This window comes from Seonamhaeicola sp. S2-3 (genome assembly GCF_001971785.1).
In the GTDB taxonomy this organism is placed as follows: Bacteria; Bacteroidota; Bacteroidia; order Flavobacteriales; family Flavobacteriaceae; genus Seonamhaeicola.
In genome coordinates, this window is the sequence record NZ_CP019389.1 from 1,196,542 (window position 1) to 1,217,438 (window position 20,897).

General features: G+C 30.7%; 21 protein-coding genes. 8 read left to right on the top strand and 13 right to left on the bottom strand.

Translation table 11 applies throughout. The annotated features are described in order from the left end of the window. Positions 1-66: 66 nt before the first annotated feature. On the bottom strand, positions 67-417 hold the full coding sequence (locus BWZ22_RS05650) for a toxin-antitoxin system YwqK family antitoxin (protein WP_076698568.1): 351 nt from the start codon (positions 415-417) through the stop codon (positions 67-69). Positions 418-704: 287 nt separating this feature from the next. Here BWZ22_RS05650 and BWZ22_RS05655 point away from each other — a divergent pair, with 287 nt between their 5' ends. Both BWZ22_RS05655 and BWZ22_RS05660 read left to right on the top strand, forming a co-directional pair. Continuing rightward, positions 705-2,996, top strand: coding sequence for an inorganic phosphate transporter (locus BWZ22_RS05655; protein ID WP_076698570.1), 2,292 nt, complete (start codon positions 705-707; stop codon positions 2,994-2,996). Positions 2,997-3,070: 74 nt separating this feature from the next. Further along, entirely contained in the window at positions 3,071-3,949 is an 879-nt protein-coding gene (locus tag BWZ22_RS05660) for an OmpA family protein (RefSeq protein ID WP_076698571.1), read from the top strand. 113 nt (positions 3,950-4,062) lie between these two features. On the opposite strand, the gene BWZ22_RS05665 is transcribed toward BWZ22_RS05660, so the two are convergent. The 3 genes from BWZ22_RS05665 to BWZ22_RS05675 form a co-directional block, all read right to left on the bottom strand. After that, positions 4,063-5,853, bottom strand: coding sequence for a ribonucleoside-diphosphate reductase subunit alpha (locus BWZ22_RS05665; protein WP_076698573.1), 1,791 nt, complete (start codon positions 5,851-5,853; stop codon positions 4,063-4,065). A gap of 3 nt (positions 5,854-5,856) precedes the next feature. After that, positions 5,857-7,131, bottom strand: coding sequence for a ribonucleotide-diphosphate reductase subunit beta (locus BWZ22_RS05670; RefSeq protein WP_076698574.1), 1,275 nt, complete (start codon positions 7,129-7,131; stop codon positions 5,857-5,859). 473 nt (positions 7,132-7,604) lie between these two features. Further along, entirely contained in the window at positions 7,605-8,168 is a 564-nt protein-coding gene (locus tag BWZ22_RS05675; protein ID WP_076698575.1) for a DUF3109 family protein, read from the bottom strand. Positions 8,169-8,257: 89 nt separating this feature from the next. On the opposite strand from BWZ22_RS05675, the gene BWZ22_RS05680 reads away from it, so the two are divergent. The 3 genes from BWZ22_RS05680 to BWZ22_RS05690 are packed head-to-tail and all read left to right on the top strand — an operon-like array spanning position 8,258 to position 9,652. Then, complete coding sequence (locus BWZ22_RS05680; protein WP_076698576.1) at positions 8,258-8,839, top strand: MarC family protein; 582 nt, start codon at positions 8,258-8,260, stop codon at positions 8,837-8,839. 2 nt (positions 8,840-8,841) lie between these two features. Then, on the top strand, positions 8,842-9,045 hold the full coding sequence (locus BWZ22_RS05685; RefSeq protein ID WP_076698578.1) for a hypothetical protein: 204 nt from the start codon (positions 8,842-8,844) through the stop codon (positions 9,043-9,045). A gap of 1 nt (position 9,046) precedes the next feature. Further along, positions 9,047-9,652: an NAD(P)/FAD-dependent oxidoreductase gene (locus BWZ22_RS05690; RefSeq protein ID WP_076698579.1), complete on the top strand. Its 606-nt coding sequence runs from the start codon at positions 9,047-9,049 to the stop codon at positions 9,650-9,652. Positions 9,653-9,695: 43 nt separating this feature from the next. Here BWZ22_RS05690 and BWZ22_RS05695 read toward each other — a convergent pair whose 3' ends face one another. From BWZ22_RS05695 to BWZ22_RS05705, 3 genes are all read right to left on the bottom strand, one after another. Then, positions 9,696-11,285: a S41 family peptidase gene (locus tag BWZ22_RS05695; RefSeq protein ID WP_076698581.1), complete on the bottom strand. Its 1,590-nt coding sequence runs from the start codon at positions 11,283-11,285 to the stop codon at positions 9,696-9,698. Beyond that, entirely contained in the window at positions 11,286-11,717 is a 432-nt protein-coding gene (locus BWZ22_RS05700) for a dCMP deaminase family protein (protein WP_076698582.1), read from the bottom strand. 152 nt (positions 11,718-11,869) lie between these two features. Continuing rightward, positions 11,870-12,460 carry a HupE/UreJ family protein gene (locus BWZ22_RS05705; RefSeq protein ID WP_076698584.1) on the bottom strand — a complete coding sequence of 197 codons (591 nt, stop codon included), beginning with the start codon at positions 12,458-12,460 and terminating at the stop codon, positions 11,870-11,872. Between the two features lie 127 nt (positions 12,461-12,587). Here BWZ22_RS05705 and BWZ22_RS05710 point away from each other — a divergent pair, with 127 nt between their 5' ends. Continuing rightward, on the top strand, positions 12,588-13,103 hold the full coding sequence (locus BWZ22_RS05710; protein WP_076698585.1) for a hypothetical protein: 516 nt from the start codon (positions 12,588-12,590) through the stop codon (positions 13,101-13,103). A 134-nt stretch (positions 13,104-13,237) separates the two neighbouring features. Here BWZ22_RS05710 and BWZ22_RS05715 read toward each other — a convergent pair whose 3' ends face one another. Beyond that, entirely contained in the window at positions 13,238-13,951 is a 714-nt protein-coding gene (locus BWZ22_RS05715; protein ID WP_076698587.1) for a M48 family metallopeptidase, read from the bottom strand. A gap of 297 nt (positions 13,952-14,248) precedes the next feature. Between BWZ22_RS05715 and BWZ22_RS05720 the strand changes: the two genes are divergently transcribed. Then, entirely contained in the window at positions 14,249-14,716 is a 468-nt protein-coding gene (locus BWZ22_RS05720; protein ID WP_076698588.1) for a CBS domain-containing protein, read from the top strand. A gap of 2 nt (positions 14,717-14,718) precedes the next feature. Here the strand turns inward: BWZ22_RS05720 and BWZ22_RS05725 are convergent, their stop codons facing one another. Then, positions 14,719-15,429 carry a hypothetical protein gene (locus BWZ22_RS05725; RefSeq protein WP_076698589.1) on the bottom strand — a complete coding sequence of 237 codons (711 nt, stop codon included), beginning with the start codon at positions 15,427-15,429 and terminating at the stop codon, positions 14,719-14,721. Between the two features lie 48 nt (positions 15,430-15,477). After that, positions 15,478-15,828: a hypothetical protein gene (locus tag BWZ22_RS05730; protein WP_076698591.1), complete on the bottom strand. Its 351-nt coding sequence runs from the start codon at positions 15,826-15,828 to the stop codon at positions 15,478-15,480. Between the two features lie 168 nt (positions 15,829-15,996). Between BWZ22_RS05730 and BWZ22_RS05735 the strand changes: the two genes are divergently transcribed. Then, positions 15,997-16,329: a single-stranded DNA-binding protein gene (locus BWZ22_RS05735; protein ID WP_076698592.1), complete on the top strand. Its 333-nt coding sequence runs from the start codon at positions 15,997-15,999 to the stop codon at positions 16,327-16,329. Positions 16,330-16,377: 48 nt separating this feature from the next. Here the strand turns inward: BWZ22_RS05735 and nadB are convergent, their stop codons facing one another. From nadB to BWZ22_RS05750, 3 genes are all read right to left on the bottom strand, one after another. Continuing rightward, positions 16,378-17,949, bottom strand: a complete 1,572-nt coding sequence (gene nadB, locus BWZ22_RS05740; RefSeq protein WP_076698594.1) for an L-aspartate oxidase — start codon at positions 17,947-17,949, stop codon at positions 16,378-16,380. A gap of 3 nt (positions 17,950-17,952) precedes the next feature. Beyond that, positions 17,953-18,879, bottom strand: a complete 927-nt coding sequence (nadA, locus tag BWZ22_RS05745) for a quinolinate synthase NadA (protein WP_076698595.1) — start codon at positions 18,877-18,879, stop codon at positions 17,953-17,955. A 154-nt stretch (positions 18,880-19,033) separates the two neighbouring features. After that, entirely contained in the window at positions 19,034-20,836 is a 1,803-nt protein-coding gene (locus tag BWZ22_RS05750) for a hypothetical protein (RefSeq protein ID WP_076698597.1), read from the bottom strand. Positions 20,837-20,897: the final 61 nt, after the last annotated feature.

A 20,897-nucleotide genomic window follows, 5' to 3' on the forward strand; every position in this document is an offset into this window, starting at 1 on the left:
AGATATAAACAAAAAAGCTCCCAAATTGGGAGCTTTTTTATTCAATTAATTCTACTACTCTACTCGTTAAAGAGCTTCTGCCTTACTAGTTGTTGCAACATTTGTAATTTTAGAATCTACATAATTCACTTCGTTCACTACACCGTTAGCATAAAAAAGCCATTTCCCAACTTTTTTGCCATTTTCATAATTTCCAACAGCTAATTTGTTACCTGCTTTATCATAACTTGTCCAGGTACCGTGAAGTTTTCCGGCTTTATTAAAAGTGCCTTTTTGTTGTATACTGCCATCTGCATAGAAATATGTAGCTTCAGTTAATTCTTTCTTTTGAACACGTTTTACTTTTGCATTACTTTCTTGTGCAAAAACTGATGTTCCTATAAATAAAACTGCTAATATTAAGATATATTTTTTCATTATACGTGGGGTTTTAATTAATATTTATATAACAAATATACAACTGATTTTACATATACGCAACATTTACGTAACATTAATTTAACATTAAACTTGTAATTAATTGATTTTTAGCGCTTTACTTTATTTTAAATTTATTAACATAATAAGAACTCAATAAGAGTAGTGCAATTGTTTTAAATTTTCATTAGTAATAAATAAAATACAGAAAGAACATAACATTTCCGTAACATTTGGTTAAATTAAAAATAAGACATTTGTTTTCAATATATTTTACCCTTATTTGAATGGACAATCTGTATACTTTTATGATTATTGCTCTTGCTGTTTTAGCAATAGCAGATTTAGTTGTTGGTGTAAGTAATGATGCTGTAAATTTTCTTAATTCAGCAATTGGCTCAAAAGCTGTTTCCTTTAAAACTTTAATGATTGTAGCTAGTATAGGAGTAGCTTTTGGCGCTCTGTCTTCTAGCGGAATGATGGAAATTGCTCGTAAAGGTATTTTTGTTCCAGGTGAGTTTGTATTTGATGAAATCATGATTATTTTTATGGCGGTTATGATAACCGATATTCTTCTGCTAGATTTCTTTAATACTCTGGGACTACCAACATCTACAACAGTTTCTATAGTTTTTGAGCTTTTAGGAGCCTCTGTTTCTATGGCTCTTATAAAAATTACATTAGATGATAACCTGTCTTTATTAGACATTGGAAATTATATTAATAACGAAAAGGCAATAGAAATCATTCTAGGTATCTTGCTGTCCGTTGTAGTAGCTTTTTCTGTAGGTGCTATTATTCAATACATTTCGCGTCTTTTATTATCATTCAACTTTAACAATAAACCCAAACTTTACGGGGCTATTTTTAGTGGTTTTGCGGTAACATCAATTATGTACTTTATTTTAATAAAAGGAATAAAGAATGCCACTTTTATGAGTGATAACTTTAAAAGTTTAATTTCAGAAAATACCACAATGGTTCTTGCTATTGGTTTTACCTTCTTTACAATAGTTTCATTACTAATTATGACCCTACTTAAAACCAATATTTACAAAATTATTATTGTTGTAGGTACATTTGCTTTAGCAGTAGCTTTTGCAGGTAATGATTTAGTTAACTTTATAGGGCCTACAACAGGTGCTTATCAGGCTTATTTAGACTTTGGAAACCCAGAAGTAAATACACTTGGCTTAACAGCTCAAGAATTTACTATGGAAAGTCTTAGTAATAAAATCTACACGCCTACATACATATTGTTAGCAGCAGGTTTAATTATGGTCTTAACCTTATGGTTTTCTAGTAAAGCTAAAGCCGTTGTAAAAACATCGGTAGATTTATCTAGACAAGATGATGTTAAAGAACGTTTTGAACCTAACTTTTTATCTAGAAACATTGTTAGAATGTCTATTGCCGCATCAGATAATTTTAACAACCTTTTACCAAACAATTTTAAACGTTTTACATCTCAGCAATTCAAAGAACCTGTTATTTCTGCTGCCATTAAAAAAGAAGATCTTCCTGCTTTTGATTTAGTTAGAGCAGCTGTTAACCTTATGGTTGCAAGTGTGTTAATTTCTTTAGCTACCTCAATGAAATTACCTTTATCAACTACATATGTTACATTTATGGTAGCCATGGGAACCTCTTTAGCCGATAGAGCTTGGGGAAGTGAAAGTGCTGTTTATAGAGTAGCAGGCGTTTTAAACGTTATTGGTGGTTGGTTTTTTACCGCTTTAAGTGCTTTTGTTGCCGCTGCAATAATGGCTTTAATTATATATTATGGCAGAGGCTATGCTCTTGTAGCTTTAATTACTTTTGCGTTAATAGTTTTAGTTAGAAATTATTTAAACCACAGAAAAAAAACAAAAGAATTAAAAGCTGAAGATAGTTTACAAAAAGCCGAAAGCAGTTCTACACAAGGTGTTATTTTAGAAAGTGCAAACAATATTGCAAACGTTGTTAAACGTAGTAATAGAATTTACACCAATGCGGTTAATGGTCTTGCTACACATAATCTTAAAGTACTTAAGAAAAATAAAACACAAGTAGGGAAACTAACTGAAGAAATTGAAGATTTAAAAGATAACATATTCTATTTCATTAAAAATTTAGATGAACCAAGTGTTAAAGCAAGTAACTTTTATTTAAGTATTTTAAGATACTTACAAGACATGGCTCAATCTTTAACTTACATCTCAAACACAAGCTACAAACATGTCAACAATAATCATAAAAAATTAAAATTCAGTCAAATAAAAGAGCTTAAAGAAATTGATGATGCTTTTGAAATATTATTTAATGATACTAGAAGCGCCTTTAAATCTGGCTCTTTTGATGAAATAGGTTCTGTACTAAAAAGAAAACATACCCTTTTTAATCTTTTAACAGACAAAATTCAAAAACAAGTAGAACGTACACGCAAAGAAGAATCTAGCCCTAAAAATACTACATTATATTTTGGTATTTTATTAGAAACTAAAGACTTATTAACTGCAACCATGAGTCTTTTAGAAGAATACTACAACTCTCATGATGCAACAGTAACACCAGCATCTGTTGAAAACGAGCATAGTTAATTAAGAATAATTCATAAACTAATAATCTAGATTTACATTCATTACGTAAATGAATGTAAACCTAAATTATTATTATGAAAAAATTTGCAATTTTATTATTAGCAGCTTTAACCTTTTCTTGTGTTTCTAAAAAAAAATATTTGGCTTTAGAGCATGAAAATGGCCAAATAAAAAGTGAATTAACTAAAACACGCGTTGAAAAAGAAGATTTAGAAACTAAATTTGCTAAAATTCAAGCTAGAGTTAATGAGTACAATACCAAAATAACTTCTTTAAAAGAAGATGTTGGCACACTTACCGAAGAAAACAATGCTAAGTTTGAAACTTTAAAAAACGGTGCTGTAATTTCTAACAACGCTAAAGCTAAAATGCGTGCTACACTAAAAAACGTTGATGCAGAGAAACTAAATAAAGCTAAAACGCTTAAAGATTCTATGAATTTAGCCGTTGCATACAACCTAGAACGCGCTATTAATAATAACAATATTAATGAAGACGAAGATATAGCGGTAAATATTGATGAAACGGTGGTTATGATTTCTATTTCAGATAAAATGTTATTTAACAGCGGAAGCTACGTAGTTAGCTCTAAAGCCGATAAAATTTTAACCAAATTAGCAGAAGTTATTAATTCTGAACCTAGCTTAGATGTTATGGTTGAAGGTCATACAGATTCTAGAGGTATAAATACAGATAAAATTAAAGATAACTGGGATTTAAGTGTACTTAGAGCCACTTCAGTAGTTAGAAGACTGCAACATAAATTTAATGTAGCCCCAGAGCAATTAATAGCTGCAGGAAGAAGCAGTTACCAACCAATTGCCGATAATAGCACATGGCAAAATAGAGCTAAAAATAGAAGAACACGTATTGTAATTCTTCCTAATATTGACAAGTTTTTTGCTTTAATGGCTGAAAATGAAAACACCTTAGCTGAGAATATTTTAGATTAATTAAATAATCCATTTTCCATAAAAAAGCATCCTGATTTAGGATGCTTTTTTGTTTAAATTTGGGTTCCCCCCGTGAGGAGGGAATACCCTCTTAAAGAAAATTAATTTCTCTTTTAGCCTTCGCAGCTAGTACATTCTTTTTTCTGCTTAAATTTTTGAGCCGCATTCATACTGTGTTGATAGTATAAAGACTTTAATCCTAATTTCCATGCTGTAACATAAATTTTATTTATGTCTTTAACAGGCATATCTGGGTGCACAATAATGTTTACAGATTGTCCTTGATCTATATGATTTTGTCTGTTTGCAGCTTGATAAACAATATTCAATTGATCAATTTCAGAGTAGGTTTTAAACACATCGCGCTCGTGTTCTGTTAAAAACTCTAAATGTTGCACAGAACCGTCATGATCTCTAATACTTCTCCAAACTTCGGTTGTATTTTGCCCTTTTTCTTCAAGCAAATTCTCTAAATACGGATTCTTAATTGTGGTTTTAATCTTAGCTATATCTTTTACGTAAATATTAGACCAAATAGGTTCAATACCTTGAGACACTTGCCCTAAAATAAATGCCGATGATGTTGTTGGCGCAATGGCGTTTAAAGTAGCATTGCGTCTGCCATAACCTTTCATTACTTCTGGCTCTCCGTACAATTCAGCTAATTCTTTAGATGCTTTATATGATTTTTCTTTTATTAATTTAAAAATTTCGCTATTTAAATTAAAAGCTTCGGCACTCTCAAATGGTAACATTTTAGATTGCAGTAAAGAGTGCCATCCTAATGCTCCTAAACCTAAGGCTCTATTTGCTTTTGCAAAATTATAGGCACGCTCCATAAACATAAATGTTTGTCTGTCATCTAAATCATCAGAGTCTCTATAAACCTCAAGTTTTTCAACAAATTCTGTAATTACGGCATCTAAAAAGTAAACCATAGTTTCAACAGCGTCTGTGTCTTTCCATTTATCATAGTGTAATAAATTTACAGACGATAATACACAAACAAACGACCATTTTTCGTTTGATGGCAGCATAATTTCTGTACACAAATTACTAGCCACAATTTTATGGTTATTTTCTTTATATACTTCTGGAGCTTGGTTATTGGCATGATCTTTAAAGAAAATATAAGGATATCCTATTTCACCTCTACGTTGAATAACTTTAGCCCAAATAGAACGTTTTTCAACATCGCCATCTATCATTTCTTGCATCCACTTATCGGTAACAGAAACACCGTGTGTTAGCTCTTGAATAGAATTACCTTCGGTACCTATTTCTAAAAACTCATTAATATCTGGATGTTCTACTGGTAAATATGGTGAAAACCTACCTCTTCTTACAGACCCTTGACTAACAACATCTACCATTTTTTCAAAAAGCTGCATGATATGTACAGCACCTGATGATGACCCGTTATTTTTTACTGGTGCACCGCGGTGTCTTAAATTTCCAAAATACCCCGATGTTCCTCCTCCTAACTTAGACATCATACCAACTTCTGATTGGGTATAAAGAATATTACCCATATCATCAGAAATGTTAGAGCCAAAACAACTAATTGGTAAGCCTCTCTTTTTTCCAAAATTACTCCATACTGGAGAAGCTAAAGAGAAAAAGCCTTCAGACATGTAATGGTAAAACTTGTCTGCATACCCATCAATTTTTAAAATTTGTTCTGCTCTTTCTGCTATTTCACGAATTCTCCCTTCTGGAGTGGCGCCTTCGGTTAAGTATCCTGATGCTAAAAATTTTCGGCTATTTTCGGTTAACCATTCAAATCCTTCAGTTTCTTCAGAATTTTTTAAATTTTTAATTTGTTCTTTTCTAGCATCAATTAATTTTTCGTAGTTAGATTGTTGCTCTGTTGTGTTGTCTTGTAGGTTTGTTTTAATTTTCATATTTTAAAAAAGGTCGTCACTAGTTATACTTTTTGTTCTTTTGCTATAGTTAATGGATCGTTTTACAAAGAAATCACCGTGTTTGGTGCCTATAATTTCATCATCAAACCACTCGGTTTGTGCTAATAATTCTTCATTGATATCAAAAATTTTATCAATGCCTATGCTTTCTAATGAGTTATTAAATCTGTTTTTAATAAATTCATTTATCACGTTTTTGGGTAAGAAATCTAATTCGCCTTCTTCAAATATCCAGTCAATAATATCGCTTTCGGCTTTAAAGGCTTCTTTACAAACAGTTTGAATTTTCTCGTTATAGTTATCTCCAAACCAATTTGGATTTTCCTTTTTAATTATTTTAATAACGTCTATACCAAAATCGCCATGAATTTGTTCTTCTTTAGAGGTAGCTTCTACAACATTTGATATACCTTTTAGCATATTTTTATGCTTATTAAAAGCCATTATTATTAAGAACTGAGAGAATAATGATACGTGCTCTATAAACAAAGAAAACAACAAAATAGACTCTGCGTATTCTTGTATATTTTCACTTTTAGAATTTTTAAGAGCCGTTTCTAAATAGTGAACACGACGCATAATTACTGGCTTCTTTTTTAAGGCTTTAAACTCTGCATTTAAACCTAAAATCTCTAATAAATGAGAGTAAGCATCATGATGGCGTACTTCGCTTTCAGCAAATGTAGCTCCAACCGACCCTATTTCTGGTTTAGGCATTTTTTGATAAATGTCTCCCCAAAATGTTTTTACTGCTACTTCTATTTGAGAAATAGCCAACATGGTGTTTTTAATAGCCGATTTTTCTAAAGGTGTTAATTGCGCTTTAAAATCTTGAATATCGCTTGTAAAGTTAAATTCTGTATGAATCCAGTATGAATGCCTAATAGCATTTACATATTCATACAAATCTGGATATTCATAAGGTTTTAAATTAATACGTTTTTCAAAAATATTAGACTGTCTTTTTCGTGCTTGCTCATCTCTGTAAAGAATGTATGCTTTTGCAGCATCATGAAAGGCACTATCCATTAGCTTATCTTCTACAATATCTTGTACTTGTTCTACGGTAGGAATATACCTTGCATCAACAGCTTTTCTTGCTAAAAGCGATTCAAATACTCTGTCTGAGATTTCTTTAGCATCTTGTCTTGTTCCATGGTTCACAGAAAGCATAGCCTTTTCAATGGCGTTTGTGATTTTGTCTAAGACGAAAGGGGTTGTTTCGTAGTCCCGTTTAATGATATGTGTTATTTCCATGTATTGGTTTTGGTTAAGTATTGATGAACAAAATCTAACAGGATAATCCTGAAAATACACCCTAATATTTGATGTATTTTAATTATCTTATTGAAAATATTATCTTACAAATAAAATTTCAACAAAATTTATTTATGGTTAAATGTATATGGCAATTACCAAGTACATTTTTAACAAGTTGATTAACAAGCTAAAAAAATGTGTTTTTTACTCAGAATTGAGTATCACAAAGATTGTAAAATGATTAATATGTTTTTTAGTGCCTTAAAAAACCTTTTCAACAAGTTTTTAACAAAAAAATAAAACCTTGAATACTAGAAAGTTTACAAGAAAAAACACTTAACATACTGTTTTTCAATTATTTAACTTTTTTTGAAAAATAAAAAGTTTACAAAAAAATAATATAAATTTAACCTACAACCCCTATAAAACAAAGAGATTTTAAAGTTTGTGAAAATGTTTTCTTGTGTTTGTTAAAAAGATTTAGCAACTTTTTCTAACGCTTCATACCAATCTTCTCCAAATTTTCTTATGAGCGCTTCTTTAACAAATTTATAAATAGGCACACCTAATTCTTCACCCAGTTCACAAGCATCATCACAAATTTGCCATTTATGATAATTTACTGCTGAAAATTCAGAATAATCGGCTACTCTTATGGGATATAAATGACAAGAAACTGGTTTTTTCCAAGAAATCTCACCTTGGTTATAGGCTTCTTCAATACCGCAAAGTGCCACATCATTTTCATCAAAAATAACGTAAGCACAATCTGCATTATTTATTAGTGGCGTTTCTAATTCGCCATCTTCTGTAGTAATATAAGTACCTTGACGCTCAATTGCATCTATTCCTTCTTTTCTTAAAAAAGGTTTTACCTTGGGATAAATATCTTCTAGAATTTGTGTTTCATCTTTATCAAGCGGTGCTCCGGCATCACCATCTATACAACAAGCTCCTTTGCATGCCGATAAATTACACACAAAATCTTTTTTTAAAATATCTTCTGAAACGATTGTTTTTCCTAACTGAAACATGCGACAAAAATAGAGAAACTTTACATTTAATTTAACATTAAAGTATAGTATTAAATACCGACCTTTGCGCAAAATTTAAAAAAAATAACATGGAACTAATATTAAAAGAAATATTTACAGCATTTATGGTATTATTTGCTGTTATAGATATTATTGGTAACATTCCTATTATTATAGATTTACGCAAAAAAGCAGGACACATTCAGAGTGAAAAAGCTTCTTTAATAGCTGGAGGTATCATGATTCTATTCTTATTTTTAGGTAAAAGTATTTTAAACCTCATTGGTATAGATGTACACTCTTTTGCAATTGCTGGTGCCTTTATACTATTTTTTATTGCTTTAGAAATGATTCTTGGCATAACGCTTTATAAAGAAGAAGAAAACAATGTTATGACAGCCTCTATTTTTCCGTTAGCATTTCCGCTAATTGCGGGACCAGGGAGTTTAACCACGTTGCTTTCTTTAAGAGCTGAATTTAGAGTTGAAAATATTATTATAGCCATAATTTTAAATGTGATTCTTATCTTTATAGTTTTAAAGACATCAAAATCAATTGAGCGTTTTTTAGGGCAAAATGGTATTAGTATAATTAGAAAGATTTTTGGTGTTGTACTATTAGCTATTGCCGTAAAGCTTTTTGCTGAAAACATTAAAATTTTATTCAACTAATTATGAGGATTACTTCTGCTATTATTATTGTTTTAGCTATTGCTATGGCAATTTTTAACGCTACAAAAATAGACTTTAAAGCTCCTTTTGAAGGAGACAGTATGGTTGCTTTAATAACTATTTTAGCTGCCTTATGCGCCATTATTTTAATGGTTATTCTAAGAATATCTAAACGTATAGAACAAAAAGTAAAAGAAAGAAAATAATATGTTTGATGTTTTAATTGTTGGCGGTGGTGCTGCGGGCTTATCTTGCGCTTTAGTGTTAGGCTCTGCAAAAAACAAAACCTTTGCTAAAAGTAAACGCATTGGTATTATTGTACACCAAAAAAGCTCACATTTACAAACAGCTTTATTTAATAATGTTTTAGGATTAACTCCTGGTACTACTGGTGCATCTATTCTTGAAAACGGAAAACAACAACTTACCAATTTGTATCCGCATGTAGAACAAATAGATAACGAAAAAGTATTATCTATTTCTAAAAATGCTGATGGTTTTAATATAGAAACCAATAAAAACAAACACCAATCTAAAATAGTTGTAGTAGCTGTTGGTTATACAAATCTAATTAACATTAAAGGTTTAGAAGAGTATATTGAACCTCACCCAAGAGCTGCCGCTGAAAAAGAACGCATTTGGTTAAAAAACACAGACCATATAATTGAAAAAAACCTGTATGTAGCTGGCACACTTGCGGGTTGGCGTAGTCAATTTGCAATAGCCTCTGGAAGTGGCGCACAGGTAGCAACCGATATTTTAACACTTTGGAATGACGGAAAACATACTAAGGTACATGATAAGATTGAATAAATAGAGTATGGGAGATACTGAAACACGTTTAGCATCAAAAAAATTATTCTCCTTCACTTAATTTAATCACTTCATCAATCATAATATCTGCTTGATTGAAAACTTCTTCAAAAGCACCATTACCAAAAAGTTGGTCGGCAAGTGTTGCTTTTAAATACTGTTTTACTTCGTTGTGATAAGCCACAAAAGTAATTTTTGATCGGGTTTGTGTATTTACATAATCTTGAAATTGAATAACCATTTCGTCATCAATTTCAAAATTTTCAATAAAATCATTTCTTGAGATATCATCATAAACATGACGATCTTTATCTAATTGTCTAAAAATAAAATTATCAAAGAATTGATATTCTTCAATAAATTTTAGGGTTTCGTTATGCAAGCCATTATCAATAGGCACAAACACATCTGGAATAATGCCGCCACCGCCATATACCACTTTTCCTTTTGGCGTTGTAAACTTTAAAGAATCGGCTACTTCAATTTTAGTTGGGTCTAACAATTCACCACTATCTAACCTATCAAAGTATTCTTCAAAATAATCTTTACGCCCATTGTTATAAGGTCTTTGAATAGACCTACCTGTAGGCGTGTAATACCTAGATACTGTTAGCCTAACAGCGCTTCCATCACCTAAATCCATTTCACGTTGCACCAAGCCTTTACCGTACGAGCGACGCCCTACAATAATACCTTTATCGTTATCTTGAAGTGCGCCTGCTACAATCTCACTTGCAGAAGCTGAGTTTTCATCAATAAGCACATAAACTTTACCATTTTCAAAGTCGCCTTTTTTTGTAGCAAAACTTTCTTCAATATCCCCGCGTTTGTTTTTGGTAAAAAGAATTAATTTTTTGTTTTCTAAAAACTCATCAACTATTTGTTCTGCAATTCCTAAAAACCCACCGGGGTTACCACGTAAATCTAATGCAATTTCTGTAGCTCCTAAATCTATAAGTTTATCAAGTCCTTTTTTAAATTCTCTATAAGTAGATTCTGCAAAACGATTTACTTTTATATAACCTAATTTATTGGTTAGCATATAAGCTGCATCTACGCTTTTAATAGGAACCACACCTCTTTTAACTGTGAAATCTAAAAGTTTTGGTTCTCCTTTTCTAAATACTTTTAAATCTACTTTGGTGTTTATTGGTCCTTTTAATCGTTTTACAATGTCTGTATCTTTAATATTTTTTCCGTACAGGGAATCGCCATTTGCCATTAAAATTCTATCACCTCCTTTTATACCTGCTTTATCGCTAGGACCACCTTCAATAGCTCTAATAACGGTAATTGTATCTCTGTAAGTGTAAAAACTTACGCCTATACCCACAAAATCTCCTTTCATGTTTTCGGCTACGCGTTCCATATCTTCCTTAGGAATATATACAGAGTGGGGGTCTAGATTTTCTAAAATACCATTAACTGTAACATCTACAATGCTATCGGTGTTTACATCTTCAACGTAATCATACTCAATATAATCTATTAACCTATTTAGTTTATCTTTTTTGCTGTTTTTGGTGAATAATCGGTCTGGAGTGTCACTAAAATTTAACTTACCACCAATAAAAATCCCTATTGCAATGGCAATACCTAAGGCTAATGGTAAATATTTTTTTTGACTAGACATTTATTCTGATAAATCTTCTATTAATGTTAATTCTACTCCTGCTTTTTCTAAAAATTTTAAACCAGAATCATCTTTATATGCTGTATTGTAAACTACCCGAACAATTCCTGCTTGATGAATTAATTTACTACACTCTTTACATGGCGATAATGTAATGTATAATGTGGCACCTTTACAGGTTTGTGTTGATGATGCTACCTTTAAAATAGCATTAGCTTCGGCATGTAATACATACCATTTAGTGTAACCTTCATCGTCTTCGCAAAAATTTTCAAATCCTGTTGGTGTACCGTTGTAGCCATCAGAAATTATCATTCTATCCTTTACAATAATGGCACCAACTTGTTTACGCTTACAATACGATAACTTTCCCCATTCTTTAGCCATTCTTAAATAGGCTTTATCGTACTTTAATTGCTTTTCTTTTGGCATTTATTTTTGATAGTTGATGATGTGAGTTGTAAAATAACTTTAACAAACATATTAATTTCACAAACTAAATAGTATAACGAAGATACTTGGTTAGTATTTTAATTACAATGCTTGTTAGTTAAAAGTTTTATAAAGTTAGGAATTATTGAATTTTAGGCTAAAAAATCACTGTTTAAAATCATAGGAATTACCAAACCAACTACTATAGCTGATATTACCATAACCCAGTCTCTTTTTGAAAACCTAAAAATTGTTTGCCCAATATAACCTAAAAAGAGTACCACAAATACAATTATAATTTGTGCCAACTCAATACCTAAAGCAAACTCTAATAGTAGAAGAAATTTGTTATCAGAATCTCCTGCTAATATATGAAACTCACGCGCAAAACCTAAACCGTGTATTAAACCAAAAAATAAAGTAGATATAAACAATACACCTATTTTTTCTTTTTGTGCACTTTTACCTGCGGTAAACACATTAAAAAGTGCCACAATTAAAATGGTAACAGGTATTAAAAATTCTACTATTTCGCCATTAACACGTATTATACTATATGCCGCCAACACTAATGATAAGGTATGACCTATTGTGAAAGTTGTTACCAATAACAAAACACGTTTCCAATTTTTAAACATATACGGAACGGTTAAAACCATTAAAAATAAAACATGGTCATAACCATTAATATCTAGCACATGATTAATACCATATTCTACGTTAAACCAAAAATTTTCGAGCATAATTTTTTTAATATTTGATGTTAGATTTAGGGTGTTTTCAAATATACAATTAATTAGATTTTAAACGAATTAACTTAAAAAATAAACTATTCCTATATATTTGCGTTATACTATAAAATACCAGTCTATGAGTAGATTATTTTTATACACCCTTTGTTTGTTTGTTGTAGTTTTTTCTTGTAAACAAAATCAGGGAAATGATACTAATGATAATGCAGAAAATGAAAACAAAGAGCTTACAGAAAAAGAAATTTCGGAAATTGACTATGTTGATTTTCTTCTAGATGAAAAAACTGAAACTATTATTGCTAATTGGGTAGAATACAGCCAACTTGAAGGAGTGATTTTTGAGATTAAAAAAGCCGATTTAGGATTTTTTCATGATAACCGAGAAACCATAAAAACTACTCTCTCTGATTTAAGAAAAAACATTCCAGAGGCTATAAAATCTCCTTCAATAGAAGCCAGAATAAGTGCTTTTGAAACACAATTTTTAAAGCTAGAAAGTTTATCAAATTTATCTACTACTACAAAAGATGAACTTTTAAGCACAGTAAAAGATTTATTAGTAGCTTTCTCAAATCTTAACCTCCAAATGAACAAAAAGGTAGAGTTTGATAATTTAAATATTCAAAAACCTTAAACTCTTTATCTTTTTATAAAAACAAAGCTATCTAAAAAGTATTTTTGTTAACCTGTACTAATTTGAGATTCTGAAATAAATTCAGAATGACAGGTTTAATACTTTTTAGATAGCTTTCTTTAGCTTTACTTATCTTAATTTTTAGATTGAGATTCTTGTGCTTGCAACACCTGTTTTTGTCTTAACAATTCATTTTTAGTAATTTGAATCATATTGAAATTAGGTGATTCTTTTAAAGCAGCATCTAAAATATCAACTGCAGCATCAATATTTGCTTTTGTGTCTTTATTGTAAACATTAAGAGCATTTAAGTACATAAAAGCAGATTTTAAAGGCACTTCATAAGGTGTTTGGGTTTCAAAAAACGCTTTTTTCATATCATCTTTAGAGTTTGCTAAACCATAAATAATATGCTTTTCTGCTTCGGCTGTTTTTCTTAGCTGTATGTTTAACTCTGCTAGTTCATAGGCCACCAAAGGATTAGGATCTCTTTTAAACATTTCTTCAAAAAAAGGAATAGCAAGTTGTGGTCTTTTAAGAGCTTTTAAAGACAACGCCTTTACTTGAATTGCTATATCAGAATCGTTTGGATTTTTTTCAATACCAATAGTGTTAAGGGCTTGCCTATTCATACCTTGATCCATATAAATGTAAGCCAGTGTATCTTTTCTTGCTTGAGACGGAGACAGTACATTTAAATGCGTCATGGCATTGATTATTCCTTGAACATCTCCTTGTTTTATCATTTGCTCATAATAAGCTTCATAATGAGAAATTAATTCTGAGTTGCTTTGAGCGTTAACCATAAAACTACTCATTAATAAAATTAATCCTAATAATTTTTTCATCGCTTTATTGTATTTAACTAATTGATTAATGTAATTTCTATTTAAACATTTTTGAAACTTCGGCTAAATTGTTTCTGCTTCATTGTATCACAAAAATTTTAATGGACCTAAATCTAAAAAAAATTAACATTGAAACTCTTAAAAGAATGGCTTTTATTTAATTATAGGCTTAAATTTTTTATTTAAAAACACAAACAATGCCAAAAATAAGTACAAACCCAAAATGTTTAATAACATGAGCTTTTAGGAAAACTCAAAAAAAATATTTATATTTAGTAATATCTAAACTAATAAATTATGGCAATAAAAAGTTTTCAGGGTGCCAGAAGGCAACAAACAAATGCAACCGAAAATACACCTTTAAAGGTGAGTGATTACATGACTAGAGATTTGATAACCTTTACCCCAGAACAAACTATTGAAAGTGTTATGCAAACCTTAATTAAAAATAGAATATCTGGTGGACCTGTTGTAAATGACAAACATGAATTAGTTGGAATTATTTCTGAAGGAGACTGTATAAAACAAATTAGTGAAAGCCGCTATTATAATATGCCAATGCAAGACAAAACCATTGAGAAATTCATGGCTCGTAATGTAGATACTATTGATGGAAACATGAATATTTTTGATGCTGCTAAAAAATTCTTAGAAGCAAAACACAGAAGGTTTCCTATAGTAGAGAATGGTAAATTGGTGGGACAAATAAGCCAAAAAGATGTATTAAAAGCAGCCATGGCATTAAAAGGGCAAACCTGGAAGTAAAATTATATTCTTTGTCTTTTTTGTGTTTTTGCTTCTGGCAAATCTGTAATAATAAGTTTTTGTGTTTTGCTACTTTCTAGAGTTGCAATTCTAGAGTAGCTATACCCTTCTATTGGCTCTTTTATAGACTTCCATTTTGCAATACCACCAATAGTTACCATTTCACCAACTTCTAAAATTCTTTCAGAATACCGTAACGTTTTATTGAAACCTAAAAAGGTTTCACTTTCAATATTATAACGGTTTAGTACTTTTTTAAATTCTGGCGTTGGGTTGTTTAAAAATCCAGAGGAAATGCTTTTGTCTTCAACTAAATAATTAAAATAATTTTTAGGCTTTTTTATAGGTTTTATTATAGCTAGTTCATCATTTTCTTTAATAAAGAAATCCTGAACATTTTCTTCTTCAACCAAAGTTTTCCAATATGAGTTTTTACCAGAACTCTTTTTTTGTTCTATTTTAATATAATAAATAACGCATTTACGCTTGCTAAATGGAGCAACAAAAGGTTCATGAACATGTAATACTTTACCCGTAATTTTAGTTAATTCATTGTTTTTAAATTGATTTATGCTTCTTAAATTAAACTTTGAAAACTTCCTGAGTATGGTTTGCTTTCTGCCTAAATAATAGCTTAAAAAGCCAACGGTTATTATTGCTAAAACCATTAAAACAGGAAACATAATATCTTGAAAATTGATGGCTAAAATCATAAAAATAAGATGCCGTTATTAGTAATAATAAAAATAATTTAGTTACACTTAGCTTTCTCTTTTAACCAAAGCATAATAATCATTTTCTAAAGGTAAGTAGCCTTGGTCATATACAAAATAATACACGGTACCAACTTTGGTGGTGTAAATACTAGTGAAGTAATTAAAATCAAATCCCCGCTCAATAAGTTTAGCTCTTGATAGTTTTGTTTTTCCGTTTGGATTAAGGGCTTCTAAAATTCTGTAGTTTTTTCTAAGCCTATTATTAGTGTTGCGTATTAAGTTTTTACTGTCTTTGTTTACGCGGTTATTGTAAGCATTTCTACAGCCATCACTACAAAACTTTTTATCAATTCTGCCTACAATTTTTTCGCCACATTCTAAACATTGTTTTTCCATAGATGCCAATATACAAAAAGTATTATCCGTTTACAAACGACTACAAACATTTACAAACGATTTTAAATAAGTAATAATCGAATAATTTTTGAAAGCTGATTCATATTTGCAGTGTCGAAACATAAGAACTCGATAGTATTAACTGTTTAACATTAAAAATTTAAAATTATGAACGCACTTAGAAACAAAGTACAGTTGATTGGAAGATTAGGTCAAGACCCAGAAATTATTAACTTTCAAGATGGTAACAAGATGGCAAAATTTACACTTGCCACAGATGATAGTTACAAAGATAAAAACGGCAACAAAGTAGAGCGTGCTTACTGGCACAATGTAATTGTTAAAGGAGGCTTAGTAAATGTTGTTGAAAACTATATTACAAAAGGAAAAGAAATTGCTGTTGAAGGTAAATTAACCAATAGAAGTTATGAAACTAAAACAGGCGAAAAAAGATACGTTACCGAAATACTCTGTAATGAATTATTAATGCTAAGTAAATAACCTTTTTTTGCCCTTAAAATATATAGGTAATTTAAAAGAGACTCCAAATTAGAGTCTCTTTATTTTTTTTACATTATCTTTATTAAAATAACCTCCTTTATTTTCTTTTCGTTCTAATGATTGGGTAATTATAAGATGTGCCACATTAATCATGTTTCTTAATTCACAAAGTGAAGCCGTAATTTTAGACTCACGGTATAAATCTTCAACCTCAGCATAAATTAAATCTAAATGTTTTATAGCACGTTTTAAACGTTTGTTGCTACGTACAATACCTACATAGTCTCTCATTAAAGCTTGTAAACGTTTAAGGTTGTGTTTAATTAACACATGCTCTTCTGGTATTACAGTACCTTCATCATTCCATTCTGGAATAACAACATCTTTACTTTTATATTCATTTTTACTGAGATATTTAAAAATATTGTGTGCATAAACCAACGCCTCTAATAACGAATTTGATGCTAATCTATTGGCACCATGCAGTCCTGTTCTAGAACATTCGCCACAGGCAAAAAGGTTTTCTACAGTAGTTTTACCTTTTTTATTAACCTTTATACCACCGCATAAATAATGAGACGCCGGCACTACAGGAATCCAATCTGTTTCAACATTTATATGAAGTGACAAGCATTTATCATAAATGGTTGGGAAATGCTTTTTAAAGCCTTCTATATCCAAATGTGTACAATCTAAATACACATGATTATCACCCGATTTTTTCAGTTCGGTATCAATACTTTGAGAAACTATATCTCTTGATGCTAATTCGGCTCGTTCATCATAATCGGGCATAAACCGATAGCCTTTGCTGTTTCTTAAATAAGCACCAAAACCTCTAACAGCTTCTGAAATTAAAAAAGCAGATTCGCCATTTTCTTGATACAATGCTGTAGGATGAAATTGAACAAACTCCATGTCTTTTATTCTAGCTTTAGCCCTATAAGCCATAGCTACTCCATCGCCAGTGGCAACCACAGGATTTGTAGTATGCCCATAAACACAACCTATACCACCCGAAGCTAATAATGTAGCATTAGCCTTTATTGTGATAATGTTTCCGTTTTTTTGGTTTAATACATAGGCACCGTAACAAGACAATTTAGCATCTTCATTATTTTTAATATGGTGATTTGTTACTAAATCTATAGCAAAATGATGCGAGAGTAATGTAATATTAGGTAATTGGTGCACTCTTTTTAACAAAGTACGTTCAACCTCTGCCCCTGTAAGGTCTTTATGATGAACTATTCTATATTCTGAGTGGCCGCCTTCTCTACCTAAATCAAGATTACCTGTGCTATCTTCATCAAAATTAGCGCCCCACTCCATAAGTTCTTTTAAACGTTGCGGACCTTCTTTCACCACCATTTCAACAACAGATTCTTTACATAATCCATCGCCTGCAATAAGGGTGTCTTTAATATGTTTTTTAAAAGAATCTTCTTCTTTATTTAACACTACAGCAACCCCACCTTGAGCATATTTAGTGTTAGATTCGTCTTCGCTACCTTTAGTTACAATAACAACTTTATGATTAGGAAATTTTTCGGCAATTTTTACCGCAAATGTTAATCCTGCAACTCCTGAGCCTATAACTAAGTAATGTGTTTCTAACATGGTTTATTTAGAAAGTTCTAACATACGTTCAATTGGTAATAATGCACGAGTTCTTAATGGTTCTGGCACATCAATTGCGGGTGTTTCGTTTAACAAACAATCGTACAACTTTTGCATGGTATTCATTTTCATAAAATGACACTCACTGCAAGCACAAGTATTATCTTCTACAGCGGGTGCTGGGATTAATTCTGTATTAGGCATTTCTAATTGCATTTTATGCAAAATACCTGCTTCTGTAGCAACAATAAATTTTTCGTCTTGATGATCTTTTACATAATTTATCATTCCAGAAGTAGAACCAATATATGTAGCAGTATTTAGAATATGCTCTTCAGATTCTGGATGAGCAATAATTTTATAGTCTGGGTGTTTTTGGTGAAGCTCAATTAATTTTTCCATAGAGAAGGCTTCGTGTACCACGCAGCTACCATCCCAAAGCAACATATCTCTTCCTGTTTCTTTCATTATATAGCGCCCTAAATTTTTATCGGGAGCAAAAATGATAGGTGTATCTTTAGGTACTGAGTTTACTATTTTTAGTGCGTTTGATGAAGTACAAACAATATCACTTAATGCTTTAATTTCTGCAGAACAGTTTACATAAGTAATTACAATATGATCTGGGTGTTGTGCTGTAAACTCTTTAAAAGCTGCTGGAGGACATGAATCTGCCAATGAGCATCCGGCTTTTAAATCTGGTAATACAACCTTTTTTGAAGGGTTTAATATTTTGGCTGTTTCTGCCATAAAGTGCACGCCTGCAAACACAATAATGTCTGCTTCTGTTTCTGCTGCTTTTTGAGACAATCCTAAACTATCACCTACATAATCAGCAATATCTTGTATAGCACCTTCTTGATAGTAATGTGCTAAAATAACAGCATTTTTTTCTTTTCTTAACTGGTTTATCTCTTTTACTAAATCCATTTTTACTAACCTAAATAATTACATGAAATTTAATTCAATGTAAATTATATATTACTATGCAAATATCATAATAAAAAATCTATTGAAATCTGTTTTAATGAAAAAGAAGCTACTGATTAAAAAATAATTAGTGTTTTAAAAGAATCTTTAAAACTTAAGCAGAAAATGATTCTTTATATCGCAAATTTTGAATTTCTAAATTAATTAAATCTAGTGTTTTTTCACTTTTATCAAACTCTAATAGAACATGTTCTTTAATATCATTAAAAGAATTTTTTAACTCTTTAAACATGTTTTTATAATAATGAATTCCTTCTTTTAAGTTTTTACTGAATGTTACCAAATACTTTTCTTCTTTTTTGGTAAAAGTAGCTTTGGTTTCATCTAATTTATTTTTTAAGTACTCTAAATAAATATGCAACTCTTTAATAAAAATATTAGGTCTATTGGGGGTAGATAGCATATTATCTCTACCATAAATGTGGTCTGTTATATTTTTAAGACTCATTATTTTTGAGTAGTAAGCCATATTTGGACCAGGACAAACAGAAACGCCTGTTCCCTCTGTTTTTGTATCTAAATTATATGCTAACAATGCTGAAGTTCCCAAACCTACACAAGTACAAGATTTTTCAGTAATTTGATTATACCTTATTTTAAAAGCTTCAGCAGATAAATTTTCGCTTTCTAGTTGTTTTATTTTTAAATGTTGATATTCTCTTGATGCTGTACAAATACCTTCTTCTTTAAATTCTTTATTTAATGCTACAAACTTTTTGGGGCATGAACTTCCGGGTCTATTTTTACTAATATGTCTTTCTTTTTCTAAATCTTTAGTGTTGTTTTTAAGGTTATGAAAAGGAATGCCTAAAGGCGAAATGTTGCTTAAATACAAATCTTCTTCTTTAGCTTTCACTAATTTATTTAATGTATCGTTATCAACTGTAGTAGCTTCTGGAACCAACAAAAAAGGAGTGCCCCAACCTACAGATTCTAGGTTGTATTCTTTAATTAAAAAATCATGTTCTTCTTGGGTGCCAACACCTCCTTGTGCAGACACTTCAAAACTTAAAGGTGCTACAGGTACAGGGTGCCCTAAATTTATTAATTCTTGTTTATAAATGGTTTCAATGGTTTGCTTTAAGTCTTCTCTTTTTTGTTTGAATTCATTTAAAACAGGTCCTAGTAAATACCCATCTGTTGCAAATGCATGCCCCCCACAATTTAAACCAGATTCAATTCTGTATTCTGATACCCACAAGCCTTTTTTTGCCAAAAACTTCCCTTGAATTAATGCCGACCGATAATCACTTACTTTTAAAGTAATTTTCTTTTTAAAGTCTCCGTTTTTATCTGGATAAAAATCTTCAAACCTACTCATATAAGCATATAACCGAGGGTTCATTCCTGCCGATAAGATTACAGACGATTTTAATTTACTATTAGCAAAGCCTCTTAAAGCTGCATGTGCATCATTAAACTCTGTTGGCAGTTTTTCATTTTGTAAATAATTATCCTTATCAACTTTAGTCATGATGTTTACATCAATACTGCCTTTAATTAATTTTTTAGAAGCCCATTGTTTAATGGCTTTTATACTTACACCATTCTCGGTTAGCTTTTTAAACTCAACACGTAAATTAGCTCCGTTAGGCAGCATATTAATATATGATTTGATGTTATCATATTTAATAGTTTCAAATTTTTTATCTACTAAATCATTTATTAAATTGAGGTAAGAGGTAATACGTTTTGCTCTAAAATCATGTACTTTATTTGTAATTTCTTTATAAGGAACTTCAAATTTTTCGCAGTACATTTTTCTAATCTTCTCCAACAAAATATCATCAACCAATGAAATGGCAGAACTCATTCCATATTGAGCTACTTTTAAAGGGGTATCTATAGTAAATCCTATACCCATTACAGGTATATGAAATGTGTGTGCGTGTTTCATGTTGTGAAGTTAATTTGTTACTTATTACTTAAAGCTAACAAAGTTATTGCAGTGTATTTTT

What these genes read in the sequence shown, in the direction of transcription:
- BWZ22_RS05650 (WP_076698568.1), bottom strand. Translation starts at nt 417, where the DNA reads ATGAAAAAATATATCTTAATATTAGCAGTTTTATTTATAGGAACATCA.
- BWZ22_RS05655 (WP_076698570.1), top strand. Translation starts at nt 705, where the DNA reads ATGGACAATCTGTATACTTTTATGATTATTGCTCTTGCTGTTTTAGCA.
- BWZ22_RS05660 (WP_076698571.1), top strand. Translation starts at nt 3,071, where the DNA reads ATGAAAAAATTTGCAATTTTATTATTAGCAGCTTTAACCTTTTCTTGT.
- BWZ22_RS05665 (WP_076698573.1), bottom strand. Translation starts at nt 5,853, where the DNA reads ATGAAAATTAAAACAAACCTACAAGACAACACAACAGAGCAACAATCT.
- BWZ22_RS05670 (WP_076698574.1), bottom strand. Translation starts at nt 7,131, where the DNA reads ATGGAAATAACACATATCATTAAACGGGACTACGAAACAACCCCTTTC.
- BWZ22_RS05675 (WP_076698575.1), bottom strand. Translation starts at nt 8,168, where the DNA reads ATGTTTCAGTTAGGAAAAACAATCGTTTCAGAAGATATTTTAAAAAAA.
- BWZ22_RS05680 (WP_076698576.1), top strand. Translation starts at nt 8,258, where the DNA reads ATGGAACTAATATTAAAAGAAATATTTACAGCATTTATGGTATTATTT.
- BWZ22_RS05685 (WP_076698578.1), top strand. Translation starts at nt 8,842, where the DNA reads ATGAGGATTACTTCTGCTATTATTATTGTTTTAGCTATTGCTATGGCA.
- BWZ22_RS05690 (WP_076698579.1), top strand. Translation starts at nt 9,047, where the DNA reads ATGTTTGATGTTTTAATTGTTGGCGGTGGTGCTGCGGGCTTATCTTGC.
- BWZ22_RS05695 (WP_076698581.1), bottom strand. Translation starts at nt 11,285, where the DNA reads ATGTCTAGTCAAAAAAAATATTTACCATTAGCCTTAGGTATTGCCATT.
- BWZ22_RS05700 (WP_076698582.1), bottom strand. Translation starts at nt 11,717, where the DNA reads ATGCCAAAAGAAAAGCAATTAAAGTACGATAAAGCCTATTTAAGAATG.
- BWZ22_RS05705 (WP_076698584.1), bottom strand. Translation starts at nt 12,460, where the DNA reads ATGCTCGAAAATTTTTGGTTTAACGTAGAATATGGTATTAATCATGTG.
- BWZ22_RS05710 (WP_076698585.1), top strand. Translation starts at nt 12,588, where the DNA reads ATGAGTAGATTATTTTTATACACCCTTTGTTTGTTTGTTGTAGTTTTT.
- BWZ22_RS05715 (WP_076698587.1), bottom strand. Translation starts at nt 13,951, where the DNA reads ATGAAAAAATTATTAGGATTAATTTTATTAATGAGTAGTTTTATGGTT.
- BWZ22_RS05720 (WP_076698588.1), top strand. Translation starts at nt 14,249, where the DNA reads ATGGCAATAAAAAGTTTTCAGGGTGCCAGAAGGCAACAAACAAATGCA.
- BWZ22_RS05725 (WP_076698589.1), bottom strand. Translation starts at nt 15,429, where the DNA reads ATGATTTTAGCCATCAATTTTCAAGATATTATGTTTCCTGTTTTAATG.
- BWZ22_RS05730 (WP_076698591.1), bottom strand. Translation starts at nt 15,828, where the DNA reads ATGGAAAAACAATGTTTAGAATGTGGCGAAAAAATTGTAGGCAGAATT.
- BWZ22_RS05735 (WP_076698592.1), top strand. Translation starts at nt 15,997, where the DNA reads ATGAACGCACTTAGAAACAAAGTACAGTTGATTGGAAGATTAGGTCAA.
- nadB (WP_076698594.1), bottom strand. Translation starts at nt 17,949, where the DNA reads ATGTTAGAAACACATTACTTAGTTATAGGCTCAGGAGTTGCAGGATTA.
- nadA (WP_076698595.1), bottom strand. Translation starts at nt 18,879, where the DNA reads ATGGATTTAGTAAAAGAGATAAACCAGTTAAGAAAAGAAAAAAATGCT.
- BWZ22_RS05750 (WP_076698597.1), bottom strand. Translation starts at nt 20,836, where the DNA reads ATGAAACACGCACACACATTTCATATACCTGTAATGGGTATAGGATTT.